The organism is Ferrimonas aestuarii (assembly GCF_005116665.1).
Taxonomy (GTDB): Bacteria; Pseudomonadota; Gammaproteobacteria; order Enterobacterales; family Shewanellaceae; genus Ferrimonas; species Ferrimonas aestuarii.
The window spans coordinates 286,856-311,051 of sequence record NZ_SWCJ01000002.1; the positions used below are offsets into that span (position 1 = coordinate 286,856).

18 protein-coding genes and 1 pseudogene are annotated in these 24,196 nt (G+C 51.1%); 5 read left to right on the plus strand and 14 right to left on the minus strand.

All coding sequences use genetic code 11. The annotated features are described in order from the left end of the window. Nucleotides 1–60: 60 nt before the first annotated feature. The 11 genes from FCL42_RS04185 to FCL42_RS04235 form a co-directional block, all read right to left on the minus strand. On the minus strand, nucleotides 61–2,451 hold the full coding sequence (locus tag FCL42_RS04185; RefSeq protein WP_136862125.1) for an efflux RND transporter permease subunit: 2,391 nt from the start codon (nucleotides 2,449–2,451) through the stop codon (nucleotides 61–63). A gap of 11 nt (nucleotides 2,452–2,462) precedes the next feature. After that, complete coding sequence (locus tag FCL42_RS04190; protein ID WP_136862126.1) at nucleotides 2,463–3,359, minus strand: WD40/YVTN/BNR-like repeat-containing protein; 897 nt, start codon at nucleotides 3,357–3,359, stop codon at nucleotides 2,463–2,465. Between the two features lie 281 nt (nucleotides 3,360–3,640). Then, nucleotides 3,641–5,005 carry a DUF1329 domain-containing protein gene (locus tag FCL42_RS04195; RefSeq protein WP_136862127.1) on the minus strand — a complete coding sequence of 455 codons (1,365 nt, stop codon included), beginning with the start codon at nucleotides 5,003–5,005 and terminating at the stop codon, nucleotides 3,641–3,643. A 14-nt stretch (nucleotides 5,006–5,019) separates the two neighbouring features. Next, a complete protein-coding gene (locus FCL42_RS04200; RefSeq protein ID WP_136862128.1) occupies nucleotides 5,020–7,098 on the minus strand; it encodes a DUF1302 domain-containing protein in 2,079 nt (692 codons plus the stop codon). A gap of 299 nt (nucleotides 7,099–7,397) precedes the next feature. Beyond that, nucleotides 7,398–7,616 (minus strand): DUF2835 family protein, encoded by a 219-nt coding sequence (locus FCL42_RS22080; protein ID WP_136862129.1) that lies wholly within the window; start codon nucleotides 7,614–7,616, stop codon nucleotides 7,398–7,400. Between the two features lie 45 nt (nucleotides 7,617–7,661). Next, a complete protein-coding gene (gene pepN / locus FCL42_RS04210; protein ID WP_136862130.1) occupies nucleotides 7,662–10,241 on the minus strand; it encodes an aminopeptidase N in 2,580 nt (859 codons plus the stop codon). Nucleotides 10,242–10,380: 139 nt separating this feature from the next. Next, a complete protein-coding gene (locus tag FCL42_RS04215) occupies nucleotides 10,381–11,739 on the minus strand; it encodes a sodium-dependent transporter (RefSeq protein ID WP_136862131.1) in 1,359 nt (452 codons plus the stop codon). Between the two features lie 217 nt (nucleotides 11,740–11,956). Then, on the minus strand, nucleotides 11,957–14,062 hold the full coding sequence (prc, locus tag FCL42_RS04220; protein WP_136862132.1) for a carboxy terminal-processing peptidase: 2,106 nt from the start codon (nucleotides 14,060–14,062) through the stop codon (nucleotides 11,957–11,959). Between the two features lie 32 nt (nucleotides 14,063–14,094). After that, nucleotides 14,095–14,742 (minus strand): RNA chaperone ProQ, encoded by a 648-nt coding sequence (proQ, locus tag FCL42_RS04225; protein WP_136862133.1) that lies wholly within the window; start codon nucleotides 14,740–14,742, stop codon nucleotides 14,095–14,097. Beyond that, nucleotides 14,732–15,031, minus strand: coding sequence for a hypothetical protein (locus FCL42_RS04230; protein WP_136862134.1), 300 nt, complete (start codon nucleotides 15,029–15,031; stop codon nucleotides 14,732–14,734). Before FCL42_RS04230 ends, proQ begins: the two co-directional genes overlap by 11 nt. A 7-nt stretch (nucleotides 15,032–15,038) precedes the next feature. Next, nucleotides 15,039–15,506: a GAF domain-containing protein gene (locus FCL42_RS04235; RefSeq protein ID WP_136862291.1), complete on the minus strand. Its 468-nt coding sequence runs from the start codon at nucleotides 15,504–15,506 to the stop codon at nucleotides 15,039–15,041. 273 nt (nucleotides 15,507–15,779) lie between these two features. Between FCL42_RS04235 and FCL42_RS04240 the strand changes: the two genes are divergently transcribed. Genes FCL42_RS04240 through FCL42_RS04250 form a run of 3 tightly spaced genes read left to right on the plus strand, consistent with a single transcriptional unit; the run spans nucleotide 15,780 to nucleotide 19,450 of the window. Next, a complete protein-coding gene (locus FCL42_RS04240) occupies nucleotides 15,780–16,289 on the plus strand; it encodes a paraquat-inducible protein A (RefSeq protein WP_229359772.1) in 510 nt (169 codons plus the stop codon). Beyond that, nucleotides 16,267–16,887: a paraquat-inducible protein A gene (locus tag FCL42_RS04245; RefSeq protein ID WP_136862136.1), complete on the plus strand. Its 621-nt coding sequence runs from the start codon at nucleotides 16,267–16,269 to the stop codon at nucleotides 16,885–16,887. The genes FCL42_RS04240 and FCL42_RS04245 overlap by 23 nt, the downstream gene beginning before the upstream one ends. Next, nucleotides 16,880–19,450 (plus strand): MlaD family protein, encoded by a 2,571-nt coding sequence (locus FCL42_RS04250; RefSeq protein WP_136862137.1) that lies wholly within the window; start codon nucleotides 16,880–16,882, stop codon nucleotides 19,448–19,450. Before FCL42_RS04245 ends, FCL42_RS04250 begins: the two co-directional genes overlap by 8 nt. A 65-nt stretch (nucleotides 19,451–19,515) precedes the next feature. Here the strand turns inward: FCL42_RS04250 and FCL42_RS04255 are convergent, their stop codons facing one another. Next, nucleotides 19,516–20,745: a nucleoside recognition domain-containing protein gene (locus tag FCL42_RS04255; protein ID WP_136862138.1), complete on the minus strand. Its 1,230-nt coding sequence runs from the start codon at nucleotides 20,743–20,745 to the stop codon at nucleotides 19,516–19,518. A gap of 66 nt (nucleotides 20,746–20,811) precedes the next feature. Here FCL42_RS04255 and rsmF point away from each other — a divergent pair, with 66 nt between their 5' ends. Together rsmF and tnpA are read left to right on the plus strand one after the other, a co-directional pair. Then, entirely contained in the window at nucleotides 20,812–22,227 is a 1,416-nt protein-coding gene (gene rsmF, locus FCL42_RS04260; RefSeq protein ID WP_136862292.1) for a 16S rRNA (cytosine(1407)-C(5))-methyltransferase RsmF, read from the plus strand. A 313-nt stretch (nucleotides 22,228–22,540) separates the two neighbouring features. Further along, a pseudogene (tnpA, locus tag FCL42_RS04265) lies at nucleotides 22,541–22,979 on the plus strand (IS200/IS605 family transposase). A 77-nt stretch (nucleotides 22,980–23,056) separates the two neighbouring features. On the opposite strand, the gene FCL42_RS04270 reads toward tnpA, so the two are convergent. Further along, nucleotides 23,057–23,818: a TatD family hydrolase gene (locus tag FCL42_RS04270; RefSeq protein ID WP_136862139.1), complete on the minus strand. Its 762-nt coding sequence runs from the start codon at nucleotides 23,816–23,818 to the stop codon at nucleotides 23,057–23,059. Nucleotides 23,819–23,874: 56 nt separating this feature from the next. Continuing rightward, nucleotides 23,875–24,192, minus strand: coding sequence for a PilZ domain-containing protein (locus FCL42_RS04275; RefSeq protein WP_136862140.1), 318 nt, complete (start codon nucleotides 24,190–24,192; stop codon nucleotides 23,875–23,877). Nucleotides 24,193–24,196: the final 4 nt, after the last annotated feature.

The following is a 24,196-nucleotide window of genomic DNA, read 5'->3' on the forward strand; positions in this document are numbered from 1 at the left end:
AATTGACGAACTGGAGCAATCACTCGATGAAAATATCTCCAATCCGCCAATTAGAACCGTTTACGCCTTCGCCGGCGTTTGCTCATTGGTCATCGCCGGACGCTTGAACCACAGCAGTTTCACCAGTGCTGGCAACAAGATGATTGCCGCCAACATGTTCACTAGGAACATAAAGGTCAGCATGATGCCCATGTCCATCTGGAACTTAAGATCCGAGAACACCCAGGTACTCACGCCAACGGCCAGTGTAATCCCGGTGAACACCACCGCAGAACCACGATCGCACAGCGACTTCAGGTAGGCTTCTCGAACCCCTAAACCTTCCCTTAACGAGATGGTCATACTGGACAAGATGTAGATACCGTAATCAACACCAATTCCCACCCCTAGGGCAATCACCGGCAGGGTGCTCACCGTCAAACCGATCTCAAGCAAACTCATCAACGCCTGTGCCAGAGTCGACACTAAGTAGAGGGGCAAGATCACCGCGATGGTGGCACGCACACTTCTAAAGCTTACTAGGCAAAGGATGAATACGGCACCGTATACGTACATCATCATCGGCGTTTGTGCCGCTGCCACCGCTTCGTTGGTCGCCGCCATTACCCCAACCGGACCGGAAGCAAGCTTAAACTGCATATCGTCGGTGTTAAACTGCGCCGACTTGGCCTTTACCGCCGCCACAACCGTATCGATGGTTTCCGCCTTGTGATCTTTTAAGAACAGATACACCGGCATCACGCTACAGTCGTTGTTCAAAAGCCCGCTTGAGGTCGGAACCTGAGCAACCGACTGAACCAAAGTGGCCGTGGTGCGCGGCAATACCCGCCATTTCGGGTTACCTTCGTTAAAGCCACCATTAACCACCTTGGTCACTGAGGCCAAACTGGCAGCCGACTCGACGCCAGCAACGTTTTCCATCTGCCACTGGAACCGATCGATGCGCTCTAGAGCATTGTGGTAAGTACAAGCCTCAGGATAAGCCTCAACGATCACCGTCAATACGTCCGTGGTGATGGTGTAATTATCGGTGATGTAAGCGGTATCGAGGTTATAGACACTGTCCGATTTCAGCGCTGGCGCGCCGTCATGGAGGTCGCCAATTTTCATCTCTTTTGCTTGATTAAAGCCAACGGCATACAGCACCACAGCCACCGCAAGGATTGCCAATGCCCAAGGCGTTGATGCGCACTTAGACATGGTTTTCCACACCGGAGAGACCTCGCCATGGGAGGCTTTGACCTGCTCCAGATAGCCTTTGCCAAAGGTGACAAAGGACAACAGCACAGGCAACAGCACCAAGTTCGTTAAGATGATCACCGCGACCCCAAGGGATGCGGTAATGGCCAACTCACGGATGATGCCAATGTCGATGGAAAGCAGGGTCAAAAATCCGATGGTGTCTGACAGCAGTGCCACCCCGCCAGGAACCAGCAAGGAGCGAAACGCCAACTGCGCCGCCGCCTTAGCGGACTGGCCTTCGGCAACCTTGTGGCCCACCGCATTGATCATCTGCACCCCATGGCTTACGCCAATGGCAAACACCAAAAACGGCACCAAAATCGACATGGGATCAAGACCAAAGCCCAGAACCGTCAAACCACCAAGTTGCCAAACCACCGCGATCAACGAACACAGCAGTGGCAGCACCGTCAGTTTAATGCTGCGGCAGAAGTACCACACCATCAGTGCGGTAATGGCGATGGCAATCATAAAGAACACCACCACGCCTGCAGCGCCATCGGCAACATCGCCGGCCATCTTGGCAAAGCCGATGATGTGAACCTTAATTTGATCGTCTTGATACTTCTGGCGAAGCTGAGTTTCTAGGGTCTCAGCTAAGGCCAACACGTCCAGAGGTTTGGTCATGTCGGTCTTGCCTTCGGCAACCGCTTGAACCCGCTCCTCTTCGGTAAGGGGCACGCGCTCCATCAACTGAGCGCTGACCATCGCAGCACTGTAATCGTTGGCGATCATGCGCCCGACTAAGCCCGCTTTTTCAATGTTACCGCGAACCGTTGCCAGGCCAGCAGCATCTGGCTTAAAGTCCGCAGGAATGACCGGCCCCCCCTGGAAGCCATCCTCCACCACTTCGGTAAACCGAGTGGATGGCGAGTAGAGGGATTTCACTAGGCTTCGATTGACACCGGGAATAAAGAACAGCTGGTCATGTACTTCACGAAGTACCGAGAAAAACTTTGGATTAAAGATGTTGCCGCTGCTGTCCTCAACGGCCACCATGATACTGTTGGCGCCGCCGAACGAATCCCGGTGTTTGACGTAGGTGGCCATATAGGGATGATTTAGCGGAATATTTTTGGTAAATGCCGCGTCCATTTTTAACTTTGATGCACTGTAGCCTAAGCCGACAGTTATCAGTGCAAACAGCAGTATAACGGCGATTCTGTGCCGAAATAGAAACTGCTCAATCCAATTCACCATTTTGGTCATACTCAGTCTCCTTACTGCTCAATGGTGACGGGAGCCAGTCCCTTACTACCCGCGACCCAAAGCGTGCCTGAAGCGTCCGCCTTAAGATCGACAATGTCTTGGCCACCGGCGATGCTGTCGATGCGAACGCTCTGAGGCGTCAGACGAACCAAGGCACCGCCATTACCAAACAGCATCACTTCTTTGCCATTTACTAAGTGTCCGTTAAAGGTGGATTGGGTATCCAGATCCAGTGACTGCCAGTTTTGGCCCTTATCCTCACTGACAAACGCATTGCCCCGTAGCCCGGCCACTAACCACTGTTCGCCCATTTCAACCATGGTCATCAGCGAACCAAAATAGATCTCTGGCAATCGCTGCCAGCTGTGGCCATCATCCTCGGAGCGTGCCATCAGCCCCATTTCTCCAACGATAAACAAACTGCCATCACTCAGTTTCACCAGATCGTTGACGTGGGGAAGAATGGCGGCGCGCTCAGCTAGGTAATCTTCCTCACTGTCCATACGAATCTCATTGAGGTAGTCGAGATCATCAGGAATCAGTAAGGATTCTAAAAACTCAAATTGCCAACTTTGACCGCCATCCATACTGCGAAACAGTTGGCCGTAGGCGCCCATGGCAATAAGGTGATCGTTAGATAGCGCTTGTAGATCCAACAGCGGCGTTTCAAGATCGGGTCGATATTGACGCAACTCCCAGCTCTTTCCTCCGTCCACCGTACCTAAAATGACCGCATCATGGCCTAGGGCGAAGCCGATGTTGTCATCGAGCATCACCACCTTGGTCAATAACGTATCAGAAGGGACAGGCGCTTGTTGCCATCCATCACTCTCACCGAATTTAGTGAGAATTTGGCCTCGGTCTCCCACAGCAATCAAACCGTTGACGGTTGACGCTAAACTGGTCATTGGACTCGAGGTGGCATTTATCGCTTGATAGGCCGAAACCGGCTCTGGAGGGGGGGTCTGTGCGAAGGCACATGCTCCAACTAATGCAAGCGGAATAAACATTGATAACCGCATAGTTGTATTCCATTACTCGGGTCTGAGACCCTATTTGAATTAGAGGTGCGTCACGTCGCTGTCACGCATTACTTTTTCTTTTTGTGTCTAGGTTGATTGCATTGATTAAAGCGCATGACCAACCATGCGCCATAAGATAAGCAGAGGCCAAGGCCCCTGCTCCGCCATTAACGTCGACCGCTACGACGCAAGGAGTTGGTGGTGAACTCTTTCTGAACACTGAACTCCTCTTCGAAGCTGGCTACGCCATCTTCGTTGTCCAGACCCATCGCAAGATAGCGACCGGAGCTGAGATCGTAGAAGACTTCCAGAGTGGTCCAAACCGTTGGTAGATCATAGTAGTTGACCGCGTGCGCCATACCTACTCGATATAGCTCATCACGCTTATCATACAGATCCACCAAAGAGACCTGCCAGCTGTCTTCATCAAGGTAGAAGGTACGAGTCTTGTACAGGTGGCTGATGCCATCTTTCAAGGTCGCTTCCACTTCCCAAACTCGGTGCTTCTCCCAGCGAACCAGATCCATGTTGATGTGGCCAGGCTTTAAGATGTCATCATACTTTACATCTTCCCCGTGAAGCTTGTAGTCGTTGTAAGGGATGAGGATCTCTTTCTTACCTTTCAGCTCCCAGTTGTAGCGCGAAGGAGAACCGTTGTACATATCGAAGTCGTCGGTGGTACGTAGGCCATCAGACGCGGTTCCCGGAGTATCAAATGCAACGTTTGGTGCTCGGCGAACGCGGCGCTGTCCGGTGTTGTAGGTCCAAGCGTTACGCGGCTCTTTCTCCTGATCCATGGTTTCATGAACCAAAAGTGCAGTACCGGCCAAACGCGCTGGCGAGGTTACCACCTGCTTGAAGTAAAACAGCAGGTTATCTTTTTCGAGATCCGCGGCGTTGGCATCTGGACGACTGTAAAGGAACTTAATCTTTTCGTCGGTCTTAACCAAGGTGTAACTGCCGCTGGCGGTTGGCGCTGCTTGACCTCGTAGAATATGAGCATCGGAACCACGATAGCGAAGGATGTGGTTCCAAATCGCCTCTAGGCCATTTTGTGGAATTGGGAATGGCACGCCAATGGCGGCATTTTTCAGTCCGTTACCGCCGGACACCAACTCCGCGGTGGTGGCATTCGCCACCGAAGCGTCGTAGATAAACTGCGGATATGAAGCGCTGCGCTTTGTGGGATAGACGTTGATTTTGAAGCTGTCTGGATACAGCTCAAACATCTTTTTAACCCCAGGGGTCAACAAGGCATCGTACTTAGCCACGTCTTTCGCTGTGACGGTATACAGCATTTTGTCGTCGCCATAAGGGTTAGTGTGAAACTTTCCCTCTTGATAGTTAGCTGGTGCCTTAGTGATGCCGCCATTCCAAGCTGGAATTGAGCCATCCGCATTGCCTGCCATCTCTGCGCCAACCGGAGTCAGGGTATCGCCCAGAGCTTTTGCCTGCTCTGGAGATACTTTTGCTTGAGCTGTGAAGCCAAAGCTTGCCATTACTGCAATGGCCAATAGGTTGTTTTTGTTCATTTTAGCCTTCCCGATTAGATAGAGAACTTAAGGTTAAAAGAGACAAAATCTTTGTCTTCCATAGCGTTTGTCGATCCTTTGCCATCCCAGAAGGCGTTGTAGCTCAGGTCAGCAGACCAGCGGCTCTGATAGTCAAAGCTAAATGTGGCTGACGCAGACTTACGGTCTTCGGTAAACAGGAACAGTGGATCTGGGGTTGTGCCATTCACATCGTGGCTAAATACCACTCGAGGTGACACGTTCCAGCCCCAAAGAACGTTGGTGTAGTCCCACTTAGCAACTAAGCGGTAACCCCAAGCGTGATCCGTTGGGAACGCATCTTCCTCTGGTCCGTTGTGGAGGATATCCAGCACCGCCAGATTGTCTTCACGACCGCCACTGCCAGCACGTTCAGTGCCTGGACCATTCATGCGAAGCACGTCAGGATCTGGCATATCATGCAGCCATACGCCACCCACTTCGGCCAACATCAAGAAGTTATCGGCGCCCATGGTTGGGCCAAAAATGTGGGTCAGAGTCATCTGCACCTGAGTGCTGTCAGTCAGAACAAAACCCGGAGCCACTTCGCCAGAGCCCACTTTGCTGCCATCAGGCAGAGTGTACTGAGACAGATCTTTAAAGATGGCGTAGGTGGTTGGATCGGAGTTGTATAACTGCTCAGGCATCGCCGCAAACAGCAGCTCTACGTCGTCAATCTGCAAAGGCTCATCTTGGCGATAGGCAACTTCACCAGCAACGGAGGTTTCGCCAAGGGTGGTGTTGAACGAGAAACCGTAGAGTTTAATGTCTTCGGTGTACCCAAGCTGCGCCTTGGAGAAGGTGCTCAGGTCCAGAAGATCCTGACGGCTCACGTCACCATTGAGTTCGGCAAGTGCAGCCAGATCACTGGTAACGGCAGCCGTACTGAAGTCGGCAGTCTGACCGCTGATCAGAGGTCGGCGACTGTGGTAGTTGATGAAGTAGAAGCCAAATTCGGTATCGTTAAGCTCCGGCGCGAAATAACCGATCTTAATACCGTATTGACCTTGGTCGTCCGGTGACGATTCATGATCAATCAGGGTGGACTTAGTGGCGTACAGCGGCACCAGCTGCGCCAATCCAGCGTAAGCGGCCATGTCGCCAGCAGCCAAAGATTGTGACGCTGCGGTGCTCAATTTCGAGTATTCAGACAGCAACCAGTCCAAAGTGATATCTGGGTTGGCGGTAAAGCCAAGCTGAGCGTTATTGGCATAACCACCAGCACCCGCGAAGTCATTACTTGAGAAGTAAGTACCGGTAACCGGAAGGCGAGTTTGCTCCCACTCATACTGATAGTAGGCTTCGACGTTCAAGTTTTCGGTAATGCCCAAAGAGGCCCACAACATCCCAACCGGAATGAAGGCTTCTTTTAGCTCAGAGCCTGGCGCCTGCAGTCGGGCCAGATCCACAGGGTTGATGCTGTTGATGCCGTGAGAGATTAGAGTGCTCTCACCCCAGCTCACGACCTGTTGACCTAAACGCACAGACAGTGGCGTGTCGCCAATGTCCCAGTCTGCGAATAGATACGCATCCAGAAGACGAATGTCGGAGCAGGCGTATTCTGATGCTAGGTCATCAGCACACACGTCGTACTCACCGCCCGATACTGGATTGTGATAATCAAAATCGGAGTCTTCTAGGCGTTTGTCATAGAAGTACATTCCACGGGCAAACAGACCGATGTTGTTGTACACCAGCTCTAACTCATGGACACCCTTGAAGATCTCAGAGTAAGTGTCACCCTGAGAATACAACTGGTTTGCAAGATCGCCATTTGAGGAGTAGGACCCCACAGGCAACGCAAATAACTGGTCTCCGCCATAGACTTCATTGAAGCCTGCGCCGCCAAAATCAAACCCGTAACCTGACCAATTCAACCCAGGCTGGTTAGAACGGCCGATGTTATCGTAGTTTCGGTCTTCAACTCGCCAGGCCGCGCCAACGGTCCACGTAGAGTCAAAACTGCCCTCGATCTCTCCCCAATTGAAGGTGACGGCTTGTGTCGGCAGCGCTAATGCCAAACCAATGCTGGCGGCTAACGCTGACTGACGGAACCTGAATACGCCTCGTCTCATTATCACGGTTCTCCCTTCCCTTAATTTGTTGTTTTTTCACGCACCAAACAACAATGCGTTAACGCCATTGTTACAGCATCATCCTGCGACTAGCAAGCGTTTTAACAAATAGGAAGGGGTTGATTTTCAACAAGATAGCTCTTGCTTGGCGATCCCTAGCGCACCGACATTTGAACATTACCGTGATCACGCTCACGCGCAAGAGCTAAGCGATTGAATTTATGTCAATTTGCGACACCGCATTTGGCACAATCCAATATAGGCATCCGTTTGAAGTGTTTACTCTATGTTAAACAAGTTCATATCGGCAGTAATTGGTGGAATTGCCCTTGATCGGTCAGTTGGAGCTCGAATCGTCCCTGTACACCAGAAAGATTAACAAAGGGGCGGATATAACGTACGTGCAGACGGATCACTTTGCCGCAGTCGCTATTAACCACAAGGGTTTGCGCTGAACCTTGGTAGTACTTCTGCAACTCACCAGTACTAATACGAAGAAAAAATCGGTATCGGATCATAATAAAACTGGGGCTAATCTCGAGAGAAAAGCCCCCTTTTAACTCTTATTTCAAGCTTTTTGAGACTTTTTCAAACAGATCTTTAGAAAGATCATCCATCGCCAACAATTGCTCTAGCTGAGCACGCATTAAAGATTGACGCTCGTCGCTATGTCGCTTAAAGCCAATCAATGGAGTAATGATACGAGCGGCGCACTGGGGGTTAATGCCGTTCAACTGCATTAGCTGTTCCCCTAAAAAGGCATAGCCGAGGCCACTGTCATCATGGAATGCCATTGGGTTCGCTTCTGCAAATGCGCCCACCAAGGCTCGTACCCGGTTTGGGTTGCTGATGGCAAACTGCTCATGCTCCATGGCCTGGTTGATTTTAGCAAGCACCGTTTCAACCGATTCAGGAGTAATCGCCAACTGGGTAAACCACTTATCCATCACTAGAGGGTCATGACGCCACTTCGCCTCAAAGGCGGACATCATCGACTCGCGACAGGAGAGCAGGCCTTGGTTAGCCGCGGTCAAAGCCGCTAAGGTGTCGGTCATGTTCGTCGCGTTATCGAACTGTGCCTGAACCTTAGCTTCGTCACCGGCTAGGCCGTACCACAGAAGCAATGCCCCTTTGGCTGCTCGGTTGGCCGCATCTTGAACATTAACACGCTGCCACGCGACATCGCACTCAGTGCTCAGTGCGTGCTTGAGTTTACGCTGTACCTGTTGGCGAGCTTGGAACAATTTAGTGATATCACGTCCCGGCTTAGCGTCCAGTAAGGAGGAGACCGACGGTAAGGTGATTAGCTCCGCCATTAGCGCAGGGTCGAGTTGCTCATCCAGCAATACTTTAGCGAATGCGCTAACCAGCTCAGGCGACAATTCAGCGGCGGCATCATCAAACTCCGCTTCAATGGCCGCCATTAATAGTGACTGAGCGGCATCCCAGCGGGCCACCGCGTTGCTGGCGTTAGCCATTACCAAACACAGCTCTGCCGTTGGCTGTGCAAAGTGCAGTTTCACCGGCGCAGAGAACTCTTGCAGCAACGAGGCAACCGGCTTTTCCTTAAGTCCGGTAAAGACCAGCTCTGCTTCTGCTGCCGTTAAGCTGAATAAGCCGTCAAAATCGCCCGCTTTGGTTTTGGCGTCCAGTAGCTTACCTTGAGCGTCGAGGAGCTCCATCTTAATAGGCAGATGCAAAGGCTGCTTCTCGGTTTGATCTGCGGTGGCTGCGGTTTGTTGGCTAAATTGCAAACGGTACTCGCCACTGGCAACATCAAAGGATTCGGAAACCGACAGCTCTGGGGTACCAGACTGGCTGTACCACAGGCGGAACTGAGTCAGATCCACACCACTGGCGTCTTCCATCGCTTGGACAAAATCATCACAGGTTGCCGCTTGACCATCATGACGGGACACATAACAGGCCATGCCCTTCTGGAAGCCCTCTTCGCCCAGTAACGTGTGCATCATGCGAATAACTTCCGACCCTTTGTCATACACGGTCACGGTGTAGAAGTTATTCATCTCAATCACCTGCTCTGGGCGAATGGGATGGGCCATCGGGCCTGCATCTTCCGCAAACTGAACACCACGAATGGTCTTAACCGCGTCAATACGGTTAACCGCTCGGCTGCCCAGATCTGAGGAGAACTCTTGATCACGGAAAACGGTTAAGCCCTCTTTAAGGGACAACTGGAACCAATCTCGGCAGGTGATGCGGTTACCGGTCCAGTTGTGGAAATACTCATGACCAATGATCGACTCGATTCGGTGAAACTCTTTGTCGGTGGCGCTGTCTTCATCAGCCAATACGCACTTAGAGTTGAAGATATTTAAGCCTTTATTCTCCATGGCGCCCATGTTGAAGAAGTCGACGGCGACCACCATGTAGATGTTGAGATCGTATTCCAGGTTGAATCGCTCTTCATCCCAACGCATGGCACGCTTTAAGCTCTCCATGGCGTGAACGCCTCGGCTAGCCTGGCCTGGGTCAACAAACAGTTCCAACGCCACTTTGCGGCCACTTTTGGTTACGAACTCATCTTCAAGCAGATCAAACTGACCCGCGACCAACGCAAACAGATAACTTGGCTTAGGGTACGGATCATGCCAGGTGGCGAAGTGCCAACCGTCGTCCAACTCGCCGCTGTCGATCTTGTTACCATTGGCCAGCAAGAACGGATAATCCGCTTTTGGCGCTTCGATTCGGGTGGTATAAACCGCCAATACGTCTGGCCGGTCGAGGAAATAGGTGATTCGGCGGAAACCCTCGGCTTCACACTGGGTACAAAATGTCCCTTCAGAGCGATAAAGCCCTTCCAGAGCGGTGTTATTTTCCGGATCGATTTCGGTTTCGATGTACAGCTCAAACTGATCTTTATCAACCGTCAGTTCCAGAGCATTTTCGGAAACGCTGTAGTGAGTTTCGGCCAGCGGTTGGCCATCAATTAAGATGCGAATGAGCTTTTGGGACTCACCATCTAAGGTCAAGGTGGTTGCTCCGGCGACCACTCGAGTGACTTGGCTGTTCGCGCCCACTCGGGTTTTGGTTGGTTCTAAACGAAAGTTCAGTGACAACTCGGAAATAGTAAAAGGACTAGGGGTGTAGTCAAGGCGGTGTTTAGCCTGAGGGCCAGTCATTGGCAAGCTCCTTTTTCACGACTGAATGCCGTTGTATCTTTGCGGGTATAGCTGCCAAGTATATCAATTTCAGAAGCGGATGTGAGATAAGAAAAAGGCTCTGATTTCAGAGCCTTTGATTCATCGTTGGCGAGTACCGCTACAAAACGCCAATAAGATTAAAGAACACCGCAAGGATGGCAATCGGTGCGATGAACTTCAGCATGATGCGCCACAACTGATACACCGTAGGATGGGTATCGATGGTGGCTTGACTGATTTTGGGATCCACGATCCAGCCGGCAAATACCGCGATAATCAATCCTCCCAACGGCAGCATGATGTTGGCGGTAGTGTAATCAATGACATCAAAAATGGTGGTCTGTACATCCCCAAACAAAGTGAGTTTGGTCCAAGGGGCGCCGGTCAACGAGAACACCGTCAGCAGACTCACCGCCCAGATGATGAAACCGGCCCCAACCGCCGCTTGCCAGCGCTTAAAGCCTCGGTTTTCCACCAGCCACGCCACGCTGGCCTCAATCAGCGCAATGGAGGAGGTAAATGCGGCCACCACCACCATCAGGAAAAAACCGCCGCCGAACCACTGCCCTAAGGGCATCTGACCAAAGGCGATAGGCAAGCTCTGGAAAATCAGACCAGGTCCGGCTCCCGCAGGCAACCCATTGGCGAACACAATCGGGAATATCGCCATGCCCGCCATCAACGCAACCAAGGTATCCATGATGGCGATGTAGACCGAGGTCTTAACCAAGGAGGTATTTTCAGGCAGGTAGGCACCGTACATGGTCATGATCCCGGAGGCCAGAGACAAGGTAAAGAAACTGTGGCCCAGCGCGATAAGTACCCCATTCCAACTTAGCTTGAAAAAATCCGCAGCAAACATGAACTCAAACGCTTGGTTAAAGTCTCCAGTAGAGGCCGCATAACCCACCATGATGGCCAGCAATACGAACAGGATTGGCATCATGGTATTTACCGCTTTTTCTAGCCCTTTTTGCACCCCTTTGGCGACCACAATCACGGTGCCGACGATAATGAACGCACTCCATCCCATTAATGGATAGGGACTGGCATTAAGATCAGAGAACAGTTTCCCGATCTGCTGCGGCGATTGATCGTTAAAGGCGCCACTGAAACCAAACCAAGCGTAGGCCACAGCCCAGCCAGCGATCACCACATAGAAAGAGAGAATCAAAAAGCCCGCGACCACCCCGCTCCAACCGGTCACTTTCCATTTGGTTGAATGGCCGGAGTCTTGCGCCAATTTCGCAGCGGATTTTGACGGTGTGAGACGGCCATGCTTACCAATCATCACCTCGGCCATCATGATCGGTATACCAATGGCTAAAATGCACAACAGATAGACCAGTACAAAGGCACCACCGCCGTTTTCCCCCATGATGTAGGGGAACTTCCAAATGTTGCCCAAGCCCACTGCTGCGCCGGTAGCGGCCAGCATATAACTAAATCGATTGGTCCAGCGTCCGTGTTGAGCCATAACTTCCCCTTGCTACGATAGCGCTTAAATTTTTTGTTATTTATGTGTTACATCTTTGATCTTTATCATAGAAAGGCGGCGTTTTCTAACTTTCAAACGGATGAGATTTGGCAGAAAAAACTTAAGCTTGGGTAGGAAACCGTCGAAGCTGTAGGCAGTTATTCGGTTCAGATACAAAAAAAGCCACCCTAAGGTGGCTTTTCGAAAGGTTAATCCGTTATTGCTGTTTGGCTAAACGATTCCAATCAACCATGTCAAATGTGATGCTGGCGGCTTCGGAAAGCAGGAAGTCGTTGTCTTCCTCTTCACTATCAGACGCTTCGCCATCTGCTTGTGAATCGGCAACCTCGGTCGCGATCTCCTCTTCCTCATCTAAGCTCGCCAATGGCTTTTCGCCTTTCAAGGCGCGGCGCTCATTGGTTCGCTTCAGCTCAAGTGCATCGTCTTCATCACGCTCTGCGATGCGTTCGGACTCAACCAGAGAGACGTAGCCTTTGTCTTTCTCAACACGGTATTCAGCGATGTCTTCCAATAGGTAGTTAAACTCATCGTTCGACTTAATGCGATCTTGGTAACGCTTGGTCAGCGAGGTCACCATGTTCGCCGGCACCTGACCAAATTGCTCATACTGGGTCTTTGGCACCGTATCCCAAGGCAACGCATTTTCTTCCTGCGATTCCCCATACTCACCCGCTTCCACAAAACTTGGGAAGTTGATGTCGGGCATGACGCCTTTGATCTGAGTGCTGCCACCGTTGATTCGATAGAAACGGGCAATGGTGTATTGCACGTGGCCCATCGGCTTCTCGAACAAGTCATAGGCTTTCTGAAGGCTGCGATGCTGCTGCACCGTACCTTTACCGAACGTCTGCTCACCCAACACAATGGCACGGCCATAGTCTTGAAGAGCTGCCGCAAAGATCTCCGACGCCGAGGCGCTGTAGCGATTGACGATCACTGACAACGGCCCGGAATAGGTTACCTGGCCATCGCTGTCACGATTGACGTTGATGCTGCCTCGTTGGTCGCGAATCTGAACCACTGGTCCTTGGGGAATGAACAAGCCCGTTAGCAGCGTGGCTTCAGTCAGTGAGCCTCCGCCGTTGTTGCGCAGATCGATGGTGACCGCTTCTACATTTTGCTCTTCTAGGGCTGCCAACTCTTTGGCAACGTCTTGACTTAAGTTCATGTAGAAACTTGGGATTTCGATAACACCAAGGCGACGACCTTTGTAAGGACCCGTTTCCGGCTCAACCACTTTGGATTTAGCCGCGCGATCCTCAAGTTTCACTTTGTCGCGAACAATCTTGATCTGCTTCGGTTTGGCATTACTGCCACCCTTTTTAGGCAAGATTTCCAGAGTAACCACGGTACCTTTCGGACCTTTAATCAGCTCGACGACGTCATCCAAACGCCAGCCAATGACATCCACAACTTTGTCTTCATCTTGGCCTACGCCAATGATGCGATCTTCTGGCTTGAGGCCACCGTTGTTATCCGCTGGACCGCCAGGTACCAAAGACCGGATGGTGGTGTAGTCATCTTCAATCATCAACACGGCACCAATACCCTCAAGAGACAGATTCATCTCTTGCTGGAATCGATCCGCATTGCGAGGTGATAGGTAGCTGGTATGGGGCTCAATGGTATAAGCATAAGCCCCCATGATGCTTTGGAATACGTCTTCGCTGTGGGTCTGACTCAGACGTTTAAGAGCATTGTTGTAGCGTTTGCCAAGTACCTCTTTGATCTCGTCATTGCTTTTACCGGTCAGCTTGAGGTTCAGTGCATCGTGCTTGATGCGCTGACGCCACAGCTCGTCCAGTTGGGCCTCCGACGTTGCCCATTGGGCATCTTCTCGATCAAAATAGTACTTGTCGCCCGCTTTCTCGAAATCGAACGGTTTCTCGAGCAAATCCAGTGCATAGGTAAAGCGGTCATAACGCTTATCCATGGCTTGCTCGTAGATCTCGTAGGCTTTGGTCATGTCGCCTTTACGAATCATGTCGGCGAAGTGATCCCTAAGCTCACTGAACTTATCGACTTCTTCTTGAATAAACAGCGATTTGTTAAAGTCCAACTGCTTTAAGTAGCGATCAAAGATCTGCTGAGACAGTTCGACGTCCATGCTGAATTTTCGGTAGTGAGATCGAGTAAACAAGTTGGTGACTCGCTTACTGGCAACCTTGTGTTGGGCCTCTTGAGAGAGCGTCGGCAATTCCTCTTTGGAGATTACCGGGCTTAGTGCCAATGCTTGCGCGCTAAACAGCGCACCAGCGATCCAGATGGCCAGTTTTGTGCGAGCGTTACTCGTTCTTACCATACAATACTCCTGCCTTGAGTCGTCCGCGATGGTTACACGCGGATGTGTTCGGCTTTAACCTTAATGGTCATTCCGGAGTCCAAGCGAACTTGAACGTCGTCCTTGTTGATATCAACAATGGTTCCTTTAGCTGGCGCGCGGCCAAGCTGAACCATAACTGGCATATCAACTTTCATGGCATCAACTGCAACGGTCTTCAGCTCAGGACGAGGCTTTTCATTACGCTTGGCATCCTGTTTCGGTTTAGCTCGACCTGCTTGATCAGGTCTACCTTTCAGCTTAGACCGTTTCTTTGCTGCAGAGTTTTCCTTATTTTTCTTGGCATGCTCCTGTTTACGAGCTTTCGCCTGCTCTTGGCTCTCTTTTAGAGTCAATTGCGCGTGCTCCACATGCTGAGCATCGATCTCACCACAGGCCTCACCCTGAAGGTCAACACGCTGAGCGCCCTCTTTGATGCTGCGCAGGTAACGCCAGCTGTTGGTGTAGCGACGCATCGCTTGACGCAACTGGGTTTTGCTGACGCTGTCATCATCAGCTAATGCTTCTGCTACGTCTTGGAACAGACCAATTTTCAGTGGCTTTGCGTCACCTTCCAAGCTGAAGCAATTAGGAAACTTTTCACACAGAAAGGCGATTACCGCCTTGGTGTCGGAAAGCTTGTTTGGGTTTTCAGTAGTCATTAAATTCTTCCTGCCCGGATTGATTGGTAAAATGCTCATAGAGGGAGTCGACAACTCCCTGTATTAAATCGTCATCCAACTCAACCAACTCGGGGTTGTGTTGCCAGTGCGACCAGATGCTTTCCAACATTGTCTCCAATAGTGAAGGATCAACGTCAACATCAGCCGCGTCGTAAACAGCGTGGTAAATGCGGTTGAGGTTATCAGCAGCGATCTCCTCTTCCCCTTCCCAATCGCCAATGCCATCGGCGTCAACCAAATAGCTGTGTATGGTAACTAGTTCTTTCATCTGCGGCTCAGCTAATCGCGCGTTCCAAGACTTCCACTAAAGCCTCAAACTCTCGCTGGTCAGCATCATCAAAACGATTCAACTCCGGGCTATCAATATCGAGTACGCCGATAATCTGGCCTTGTTTGCGAATCGGCAGCACGATTTCAGAGTTACTAGCAGCATCGCAAGCGATGTGCCCTTCAAACTGATGTACGTCCTCGATTCGCTGAACCTCACCGGTGGATACTGCGGTACCACACACGCCTCGTCCTACAGGAATGCGCGTGCAAGCCACTTGGCCCTGAAACGGTCCAAGTACCAGCATCTGCGGGGATTCAAGCAGGTAAAATCCAGCCCAGTTTAATCGTTCCACGTTATTGAAGATCAAAGCAGACAGGTTCGCGAGATTAGCGATGAGATTGGTTTCACCCTCAAGCAACGCTTGAGCTTGTTTTACTAGTGTTGTTTCGTTACTGATAGTAGCGCTAGACATTGTATTCGTGGTTAGTTCACATAAGGTTGCCATTAACCCAATTTCCAAGCGACCAGTCAAGTCTACAGCGACCCTTTGGCCCAGTTTCTTTAGTTGTTGGTCAAAAATTGGCGAATTTTTTCCGGTTTTAGCTATCATAGGGACAAATCTAGAAATCAGTGGTTTATCTCGTTGCCAGATTGTCACCTACTCTGCCCTCATTGCGATCAAGTCATTAGACGCCGAGCGATTCCTCGTGGACGAAAGCTCCTTTGCCCAGTCTGCCGCACCGTTGTGGCTGACAGTCCCTATTGCGACCTGAATGTGCTAACGGCACTGACGCTCACCGCTCTGGTTCTTTACGTTCCCGCCAACCTACTGCCAATTTTGGAAGTGAACCTGCTGGGGAGCATCCGAACGGCCACCATTGCTCACGGGGCCTGGATTACCATCAACCAAGGGTTCTGGCTGGTCGGTAGTGCCATCTTTCTGGCGGCCGTAGTCGCGCCGCTGTTGATGCTGCTATCAATTTTGATGCAACTCATCCTCGTCTCCCTCGAGGTTGGACAACGGCCACTGCGCTGGCTGCTTCGGTGGCACCCTACCTTGGATCAGTTCACCATGCTCGAGGTCTATCTGATCAGTTTCTTTGTGGCGGCCTTCAAATTGGGAGACTTTGCCGACCTGCATTTTGGCATTGGTACGATCAGCTTTTTGTTACTGTTTTTAATCAGCTTTTACGTGCAATATGAGTACAATCACCAACTCATGTGGGAACGGTATGACCGAGCTTTTAAACGGTAACCGAGGCCAACAGCGGGATTGGATTCTCTGCGGCCACTGTCACAAAGTGGTGGCACAGATGGATCACTGTCCCCGTTGCTTCGCGAAAATTAACTACCGCAAACCCCAAAGCGAGCAGAAGGCATGGGCGTTGTGGCTAACCGCATTAATTATGCTGTTTCCAGCCAACTTCTACCCCATTACCCAGTTGACCAACAAAGGCATAACCGGCTACGACACCATTTTTAGCGGCATTGTGTCACTGGTGGACTCGGAGATGTATGGCATTGCTGTCATCGTATTTGTCGCCAGTATCATGGTGCCCATCATGAAACTCGTTGGTCTGGCTCTGGTGCTTTGCTGCATCCGTTTTCAGTGGCCATTAAGCCGGCGCACCCTGATGTGGTGCTACCGCATTATTGAATTCATCGGCCGCTGGTCGATGCTGGATCTGTTTGTGATTGGGCTGGTTGCCAGCCTAATCAACATGGGACAACTGCTCGACGCCAAGCCGGCACTTGCTGCGACTTTTTTTGCCTTGGTAATTATCTTTACTCAATTAGCTGCCAAGGCGATCGACACACGATTATTATGGGATCTAAGACAACACCATGAGTGAGCTCGAATCTGCCCGCATTAAAAGAAAAAAGCTGATCTCCCCCATCTGGATTTTGCCGTTTTTAGCGGCTGTCCTAGGTGCGTGGTTACTCGTCAGCTACGTCAAACAGCAGGGAACCGACATCACCATTCACTTCCCTGACGCCAATGGCATCGAGGCCAATAAGACGCTGGTTCGATATCAAGGGGTCAATGTGGGCACCGTCCACGATGTATCGCTAAACGATACAGATGATGGCGTTGTGGTCTCGGTGAAAATGGAACACACGGTGTCTCACCTTCTGAATCGAGATACCCAATTTTGGCTGGTCAGCCCCAAGGCCTCGTTAGCCGGTGTGGAGGGGCTTGATACGCTGTTTTCAGGCAACTACATCGCCATGAAGCCTGGCCAAGGGGAGCCCAGACTGGAATTTACTGCCGATACCATGGCCCCGACCTCAGAAGACGGCGCCACTATTTTTCAGCTGACCACCATGGCCTCCAATCACCTTAACGCGGGTTCAGGGGTCTACTTTCAACAGGTTAAAGTTGGCAGCATTTTGCAAACCAAGCTAGACCCCACCACTCAATCCGTGCGCATTACCGCTCAGGTTGACGAGGAGTACCGCTCCCTTCTCAAGCAGCAGAGCCGTTTTTGGAGTGTCAGTGGCGTTCAAGCAAAAGCCTCTCTCGATGGCATTAGTATTGAAATGGAAAGTTTGGCTGCACTGCTGACTGGTGGCGTTGCATTTGATTCACCGACAAATAGTGAGGTTGCCACCAGTGGCAGCCAATTCCCCCTATTTGAGAACCGGGGCCAAGCTTACGGCGGCGTTGGATTCACCCTAAGCGCCCCCAGTGCTACTGGGCTTAAAGTGGGCAGCGACATCCGCTGGCAAGGGGTGAATGTTGGTGAAATTGATGGAATCAGCGCCAAATCCGATGGCGTGACGTTAGAAGCGACGCTGTTCGATGGTTATCAGCACCTGCTCAAGCAAGGCAGTCAGTTCTGGCAAGTGAAGGCGCAAATTGGCTTAACCAAAGTGAAAGCGCCCGCCAATCTGCTATTTGGCGATCACATCGACATGCTTGCAGGCAATGGCGACGACAACTACCAGTTTGAGCTCGCCCAGCAGCCACCTCGCCCAGGCATTCTGATTACCGCCACTCATCCAACCGCCAAAGGCTTAACCTCGGGTAGCCTCATCTACTATCGCGGTTTAGTCGCCGGTGAAGTGAAATCGGTCTCCTTGGGAAAGGAGGATGTCCGATTTACCCTGCTTATCGATGATGAGTTTTCGCCGCTGATTGGCGCCAATTCAAAGTTCTGGATTCAATCTGGCGCGGCCATTAAGGCGGATCTGTCCAAAATCAGCATAGAAACGGCACCCGTATCTCAGCTCATCGCCCCAAGCATCACCTTTTCCGCGTCGGAAGTAGCCCAAAAACCCACTCAGGCCGTTACCCTGTTTGATAACGAAAAGCACGCCACTGACGCAGAGCCACTGTGGCTCAAACTGACCGCAGACAGCGCCGACAACCTCAGTGTCGGCTCACCAGTGTACTTCAAACAGCTGGAGGTGGGCCAAATACGCTCACTTCGCGCCGATAAGGACCAAGTTACGGTGCGCATTAGCATCGACGATGGCTATCGCCATTTGTATCAGCCGCAGTCTCGCTTCTGGAAATACAGCGGTGTGAGAATCGAAGGTTCATTAAACAACTTTAGCGTCGATACCCCTCCGATTATGGGATTGATGCGAGGAGGCCTGTCTTTTGCCAACCTTGACGACAGCAGTGCGCGCACCAACAAGTGGGTTTTTGATAGCCAGTCAGAAGCCTTGGCAGACGTAAGCCGCTTTACCATCGTATTTCCTGCCAGTGCCGAGATCGCTAAGGGCGCGCCAGTGAAATTCCATCAGCAGCCACTGGGCAGCGTTGAACGCATTCGCTTCTCCGACGATCTGTCCCAGCTAATAGCGACGGTGGCCATTGATCAGCGCTGGGCAAGCCACTTTCAGGTTGAAGGGGCCAAATATTACGTGGCTAAGGCAGAACTCGGCCTCACCAATACCAAAAACTTAAGTAACCTGGTGTTTGGTAACTTCATTGCCGCCCTGCCCAGTACCGGAAATCTCAAGTCGCAGTTTCATGCCATCGATACGGTCACCGACGCCATCGGCCGAACCGGCAGCCGCCGCGTGACCTTAACCAAGTCGACTTTAGGATCGATCAAAATCGGTTCTCCGATTCTGTATCGCCAGCTTCAAGTGGGTCAGGTAATCGGGCATCGACTGGCGCCCCAAGCGGATAAGGTTGAGATACAGATAGAGGTTTGGTCCAACTACGAGCACCTACTCAATGGCAGCAGTCGCTTCTGGAACGCCAGCGGTTTGTCGGTAAAACTGGGCCTGTTCAGCGGCGCTGAAATTCATACCGAATCCTTAGACACCCTACTGATGGGCGGCATCGCCTTCGCCACCAAAGATGCCACCAACGATGACAACCAAATTCAACCAGGGCAACAGTTTCGGCTGCATCAAAAATCAAAGCCAGAATGGCTAAAGTGGGATTCACCATTGTAAAGTAGCAAAGACTAAAAAGCCCGGCAGAATGCACTTCTGCCGGGCTTTTTCACGTCAAGGGCCGGCTAGCCAAAAAAGTAATACGCCGCCGCAATCGCTGCGGTAATGCCCGCCGCATCGGCGGCAAGGCCACAAACAATGGCGTGACGGCCATTTCGAATGCCGACGGAGCCAAAATAGACCGCCAACACATAAAAGGTGGTCTCCGTCGAGCCCTGAATCATTGACGCCAATCGACCTGCAAAGGAATCTGCACCATAGGTGTTCATGGTTTCTACCATCATCGCTCGGGCCCCTGAGCCACTCAACGGTTTCATTAATGCCGTGGGTAGCGCCTCCACAAAACGCGCGTCCCAGCCTAACCAAACGCAGAGCGTACGCACGCCATCTAGCAGAACCTCCAGCGCCCCTGAGGCTCTTAGCCAACCGATGGCAACCAACATGGCCAGCAGATAAGGAATGAGGGTGACAACTACCTTAACGCCCCCTTTGGCTCCCTCGATAAAATCATCATAGACGTTGGTGCCCTGCTTGGTGCCATAGAGCGCAAACCCAAGCAACAACCCACAGATCACCAATCCGGAACTTAAGGTGGAAAATTGTTCCAAGCCTGACGCCGTTAACGTGGAAAGGTAACCAATAAACGCCAACAACAGTGCAAACAGTCCGGCAAACAGTGGCAGGGTTTGTCGACGCAGCAGATTAATTTTTTGCGCATACGCCACACAAAGTAGTCCCACCAAGGTGGAGGCTAAGGTGGCCAATAAAATTGGAATAAAGACGTCGGTGGGATTGGCTGCCCCTTGCTGGGCTCGATAAACGAACACGGTTATGGGCAGTAAGGTTACCGAGGAGGTGTTGAGAACCAAAAACAGGATCTGCGCATCGGTTGCCGTCTCCTTATTGGGATTGAGTGATTGCAAGTCCTGCATCGCTTTTAGCCCCATGGGCGTCGCAGCATTGTCCATGCCTAGGGCGTTGGCGGTTAGGTTCATGGTCACCGACGCCAACGCCGGATGCCCAGCTGGCACATCCGGCATTAGGGTTTGAAACACCGGGGTCAATCGCTTAGCCAGTGAGTCCAAAAGCCCTGCCTTCTCGGCAATGTTCATGATCCCCATCCAAAGTGCCAGTACCCCAAGCAGGCCGATGGCGATCTCCACGCTAAGCTTGGCCATGGCAAATAACGACTGCGCCATCTCATTAAAGACCTGCCAGTGCTCTAAATACAGCGCTTGATAACCTGCTGAGATGGCACCAAGCACCAACAGCAACAACCAAAGTCGATTGATCACCCTAAATCCTCATTGATAACGGCCTATGGTATAGTGACCGCCTTTTTTCGTTTTGCCCATTGTGACATGTCGCCACTAAAACCTGAATTTATCAAAGTCATCAGTGAGATCCTTCCTTCGCACCTATCGATGGAGGATGTGATTCACTACAGCCAACAGCCCCTCAGACCTTCGATTCGAGTCAATACCCTCAAGATTGATTGTGAGGCGTTTATCAACCGCATGACCCCATTGGGTTGGCACTTTGAAGCGGTGCCTTGGTGTGACAATGGGTTTTGGCTCACCCGAGACGATAATCGCGTTCAGCTTGGCAACACCGTCGAGCATCAAATGGGGCTATTTTACATTCAGGAGGCATCATCAATGATGCCGCCGGCGGCACTGGCTTACCTTTGTGATTCACCCGAGATGGTGTTGGATGTGGCCTCAGCGCCGGGGTCAAAGACCACGCAAATTGCCGCCTGGATGGGCAACCAAGGGTTGTTGATGGCCAATGAGTACTCCGCATCGCGAATCAAAAGCCTGCACGCTAACCTCAGTCGCCTTGGAATCAGCAACGTAAACCTGACTCATTTTGATGGCCGAGTGTTCGGCGCTACCCTTCCAGAGCAGTTTGACGCCATCTTGTTGGATGCGCCCTGCTCCGGTGAAGGCACGTTACGAAAGGATCCAGAATCCCTGTCAAATTGGAGCTGGGATTCCGTGCTGGAAATTGCCAGTACGCAGCAAGATCTCATCGATTCGGCATTTAAGGCGCTTAAACCCGGCGGCACTCTGGTTTATTCCACTTGTACCCTAAATACTGAAGAGAACCAGAAGGTCTGTCATTGGCTTAAAAACAAGTACGGCGATGCCGTAAGCTGGTGTTCCTTAGAGTCGTTGTTCGACGGCGCTCATGCCAGTGTGACCGACGAAGGCTTTCTGCACGTCTGGCCTCAGGTCTACGACTCTGAGGGCTTCTTCGTGGCAGCAATTCAGAAAAATCAAAGCATTGACAGCGAATACCGAAAACCGCCTCTAGGCAAGTTTCCCTTTAAGCACGCTTCTCGTAAAGTGACCAGTGAGCTGCAAGATCACCTTGAGAGCGCATTTGGCCTTAATTTGCCTAACGGACAACTAATGAGCCGAGACGATGAGCTGTGGCTATTCCCAGAGCGCAGCGATGAACTCATTGGTAAGATTCGCATGCAGCGACTCGGCATTAAGTTGGCGCAGCAACACAAGCATGGCCTCAAACTTACCCATGAGCTGATCGTACTTTGTGGCGCTGATACCGATAATCGAGTCGATGTTAATCGAGACCAAGCGGTCAGCTATCTACAGGGACGAGACATCCCCTTCGATAACCCACAAAAACGCAAAGGCGAAGTGGTGATCTGTTTTGATGATTATCCATTAGGATTGGCGAAATGGGTGGGGCAAAAGTTGAAAAACTCGCTACCTCGGGAACTGGTTAGAGATAAGATCAACGTAAACGCTTAAAAGGCAGTGAGATCTTCGAAGGAAAATAAAATTCAAAAAATTTACTCGATTTTTGGATTTTGCTTTCTTTTAGGCTACCTTTAGGTAAGTTCAGGTGCGACAACGCCGACAGTTCCCCTAAGCCTGTGACAACTTGGAGTGGTTATGGGCTTTTTTTCTTCATGATCAAAGAAGCGGCCAATTGGCCGCTTTTTTGTTGTTTATCCCTAAACCACCTACTTCAGTAGGTGGTTATCATAAAAATAGGCTTTGCCTGTAGAACTACTCATGCTACGTGACCTTTGATTTTCCAAAGTCAAAAGGACTCAATAGCATGAGTAGTTATAAACAAGCATCTCACGTGTTTTGGCGGTGTCAATACCACATAGTATGGACACCAAAGTACAGGTATCGAATCTTAAAGAACAAGGTTGGGCGAGACGTTTACAGAAGCATCAATGTGTACTGCGAACAGTTGGGCTGCGAGGTTTTAGAGCTGAGCGTTCAGTTAGATCATGTTCACTTAGTAGTGATGGTGCCGCCAAAACTATCGATATCGAAGTTGATGGGGGCGCTGAAAGCGCAAGATAGCGTTAAAGCTCTTCAATAAGTATCTGTATTTGAGGAAAAAGAAGTTGTGGGGTAACCATTTTTGGCAAAGAGGTTACTTCGTAGATACCGTCGGGGTAAATGAGCAGATAATTAGGAGATACGTTCGCCATCAAGAGAAGGAGGAGCGTTCTCAAGAGCAGGCGGAATTGCAGCTGGATTAGCAAAACAACGCCCCCTTCTAGGGGGCTAATTGAAAGCCACCTTCTTTAGAAGGTGGTTATTTACTTCCGTTAATACGTTAGAGCTTAAACAGCGTATGAAAGTTCGCGGCAGTTTGCTCACACAGAGCCTCGTAGCGAACCCCTTTCAGATCCGCCACGTACTGCGCCACCTCTTTCACATAAGCGGGCTGATTTTGTTTTCCTCGATATGGAATAGGCGCCAAGTATGGCGCATCGGTTTCAACCATTAGACGATCCATTGGCAGCTTACGCACCACGTCCCGCAATGATTCCGCATTCTTAAAGGTCACGATGCCAGAGATGGAGATATACAACCCGATATCCAGAGCCGCTTTGGCCATCTCCCAAGACTCTGTAAAACAGTGCAGTACGCCGTTAACGCCCTGTCCCTGTTTTAAGATCTCGATGGTGTCCTCTCTGGCATCACGGGTATGGACGATCACCGGCTTGCTCAGTGCATTGGCCACGTCGATGTGTTCAGCGAACGCTTGTTGCTGAGCCTCAATGGCATCTTTGCTGTAGTAGTAGTCCAGTCCGGTTTCGCCAATGGCCACCACCCGAGGGTCTTTAGCTTGCTCTAACAGCCAATCCTTATCAAAGCCATCAGCAATATCCAGCGGGTGGACCCCACAGGAGAGCACCACCTCGTCAAAAGGCGTCACCATCTGTTTCATCTGCTGATAGCCATCTTGACTCACGGAGACACATAACATGCGTTTTACGCCAGCCGCTCTTGCACGCTCAATGACAGGCGACAAAGCTTCAGCAGTCTTCTCTTCCGCGAGGCGGTCAAGATGGCAGTGGGAATCGATCAGCACGTTATTTTCTCCAATAGTCAGTGCAGTAGTCATTACGAGGGGGAGAGCTTAGGGGTTTACAAAGTTGAGGTCAATTTTGATGTGGCCAAACGATCCGCAAGTAACTGCTCAATCGGCGGCTTAAAAGCCGAATCGCCAAACGCCACCCCGACGCCTTTGTCAGCGTGACTTGTTGTTTGTGGATTTACCCACACCACTCGACCAACGTATTCGTGCCAGTTGGCTTGTTGCGGCAGGCGAAAACGGCACAGAAGCTCGGTGCCCAAAGGCCAAAGCGTCTGGCTAGGAAAATAGAGTCCACCGGATTGCACTCGGCCCATGTAAGCCTGGTACAACTGTTCCAGTGTAGTGATGTCCAGTTCGACACAGTCCATGTTA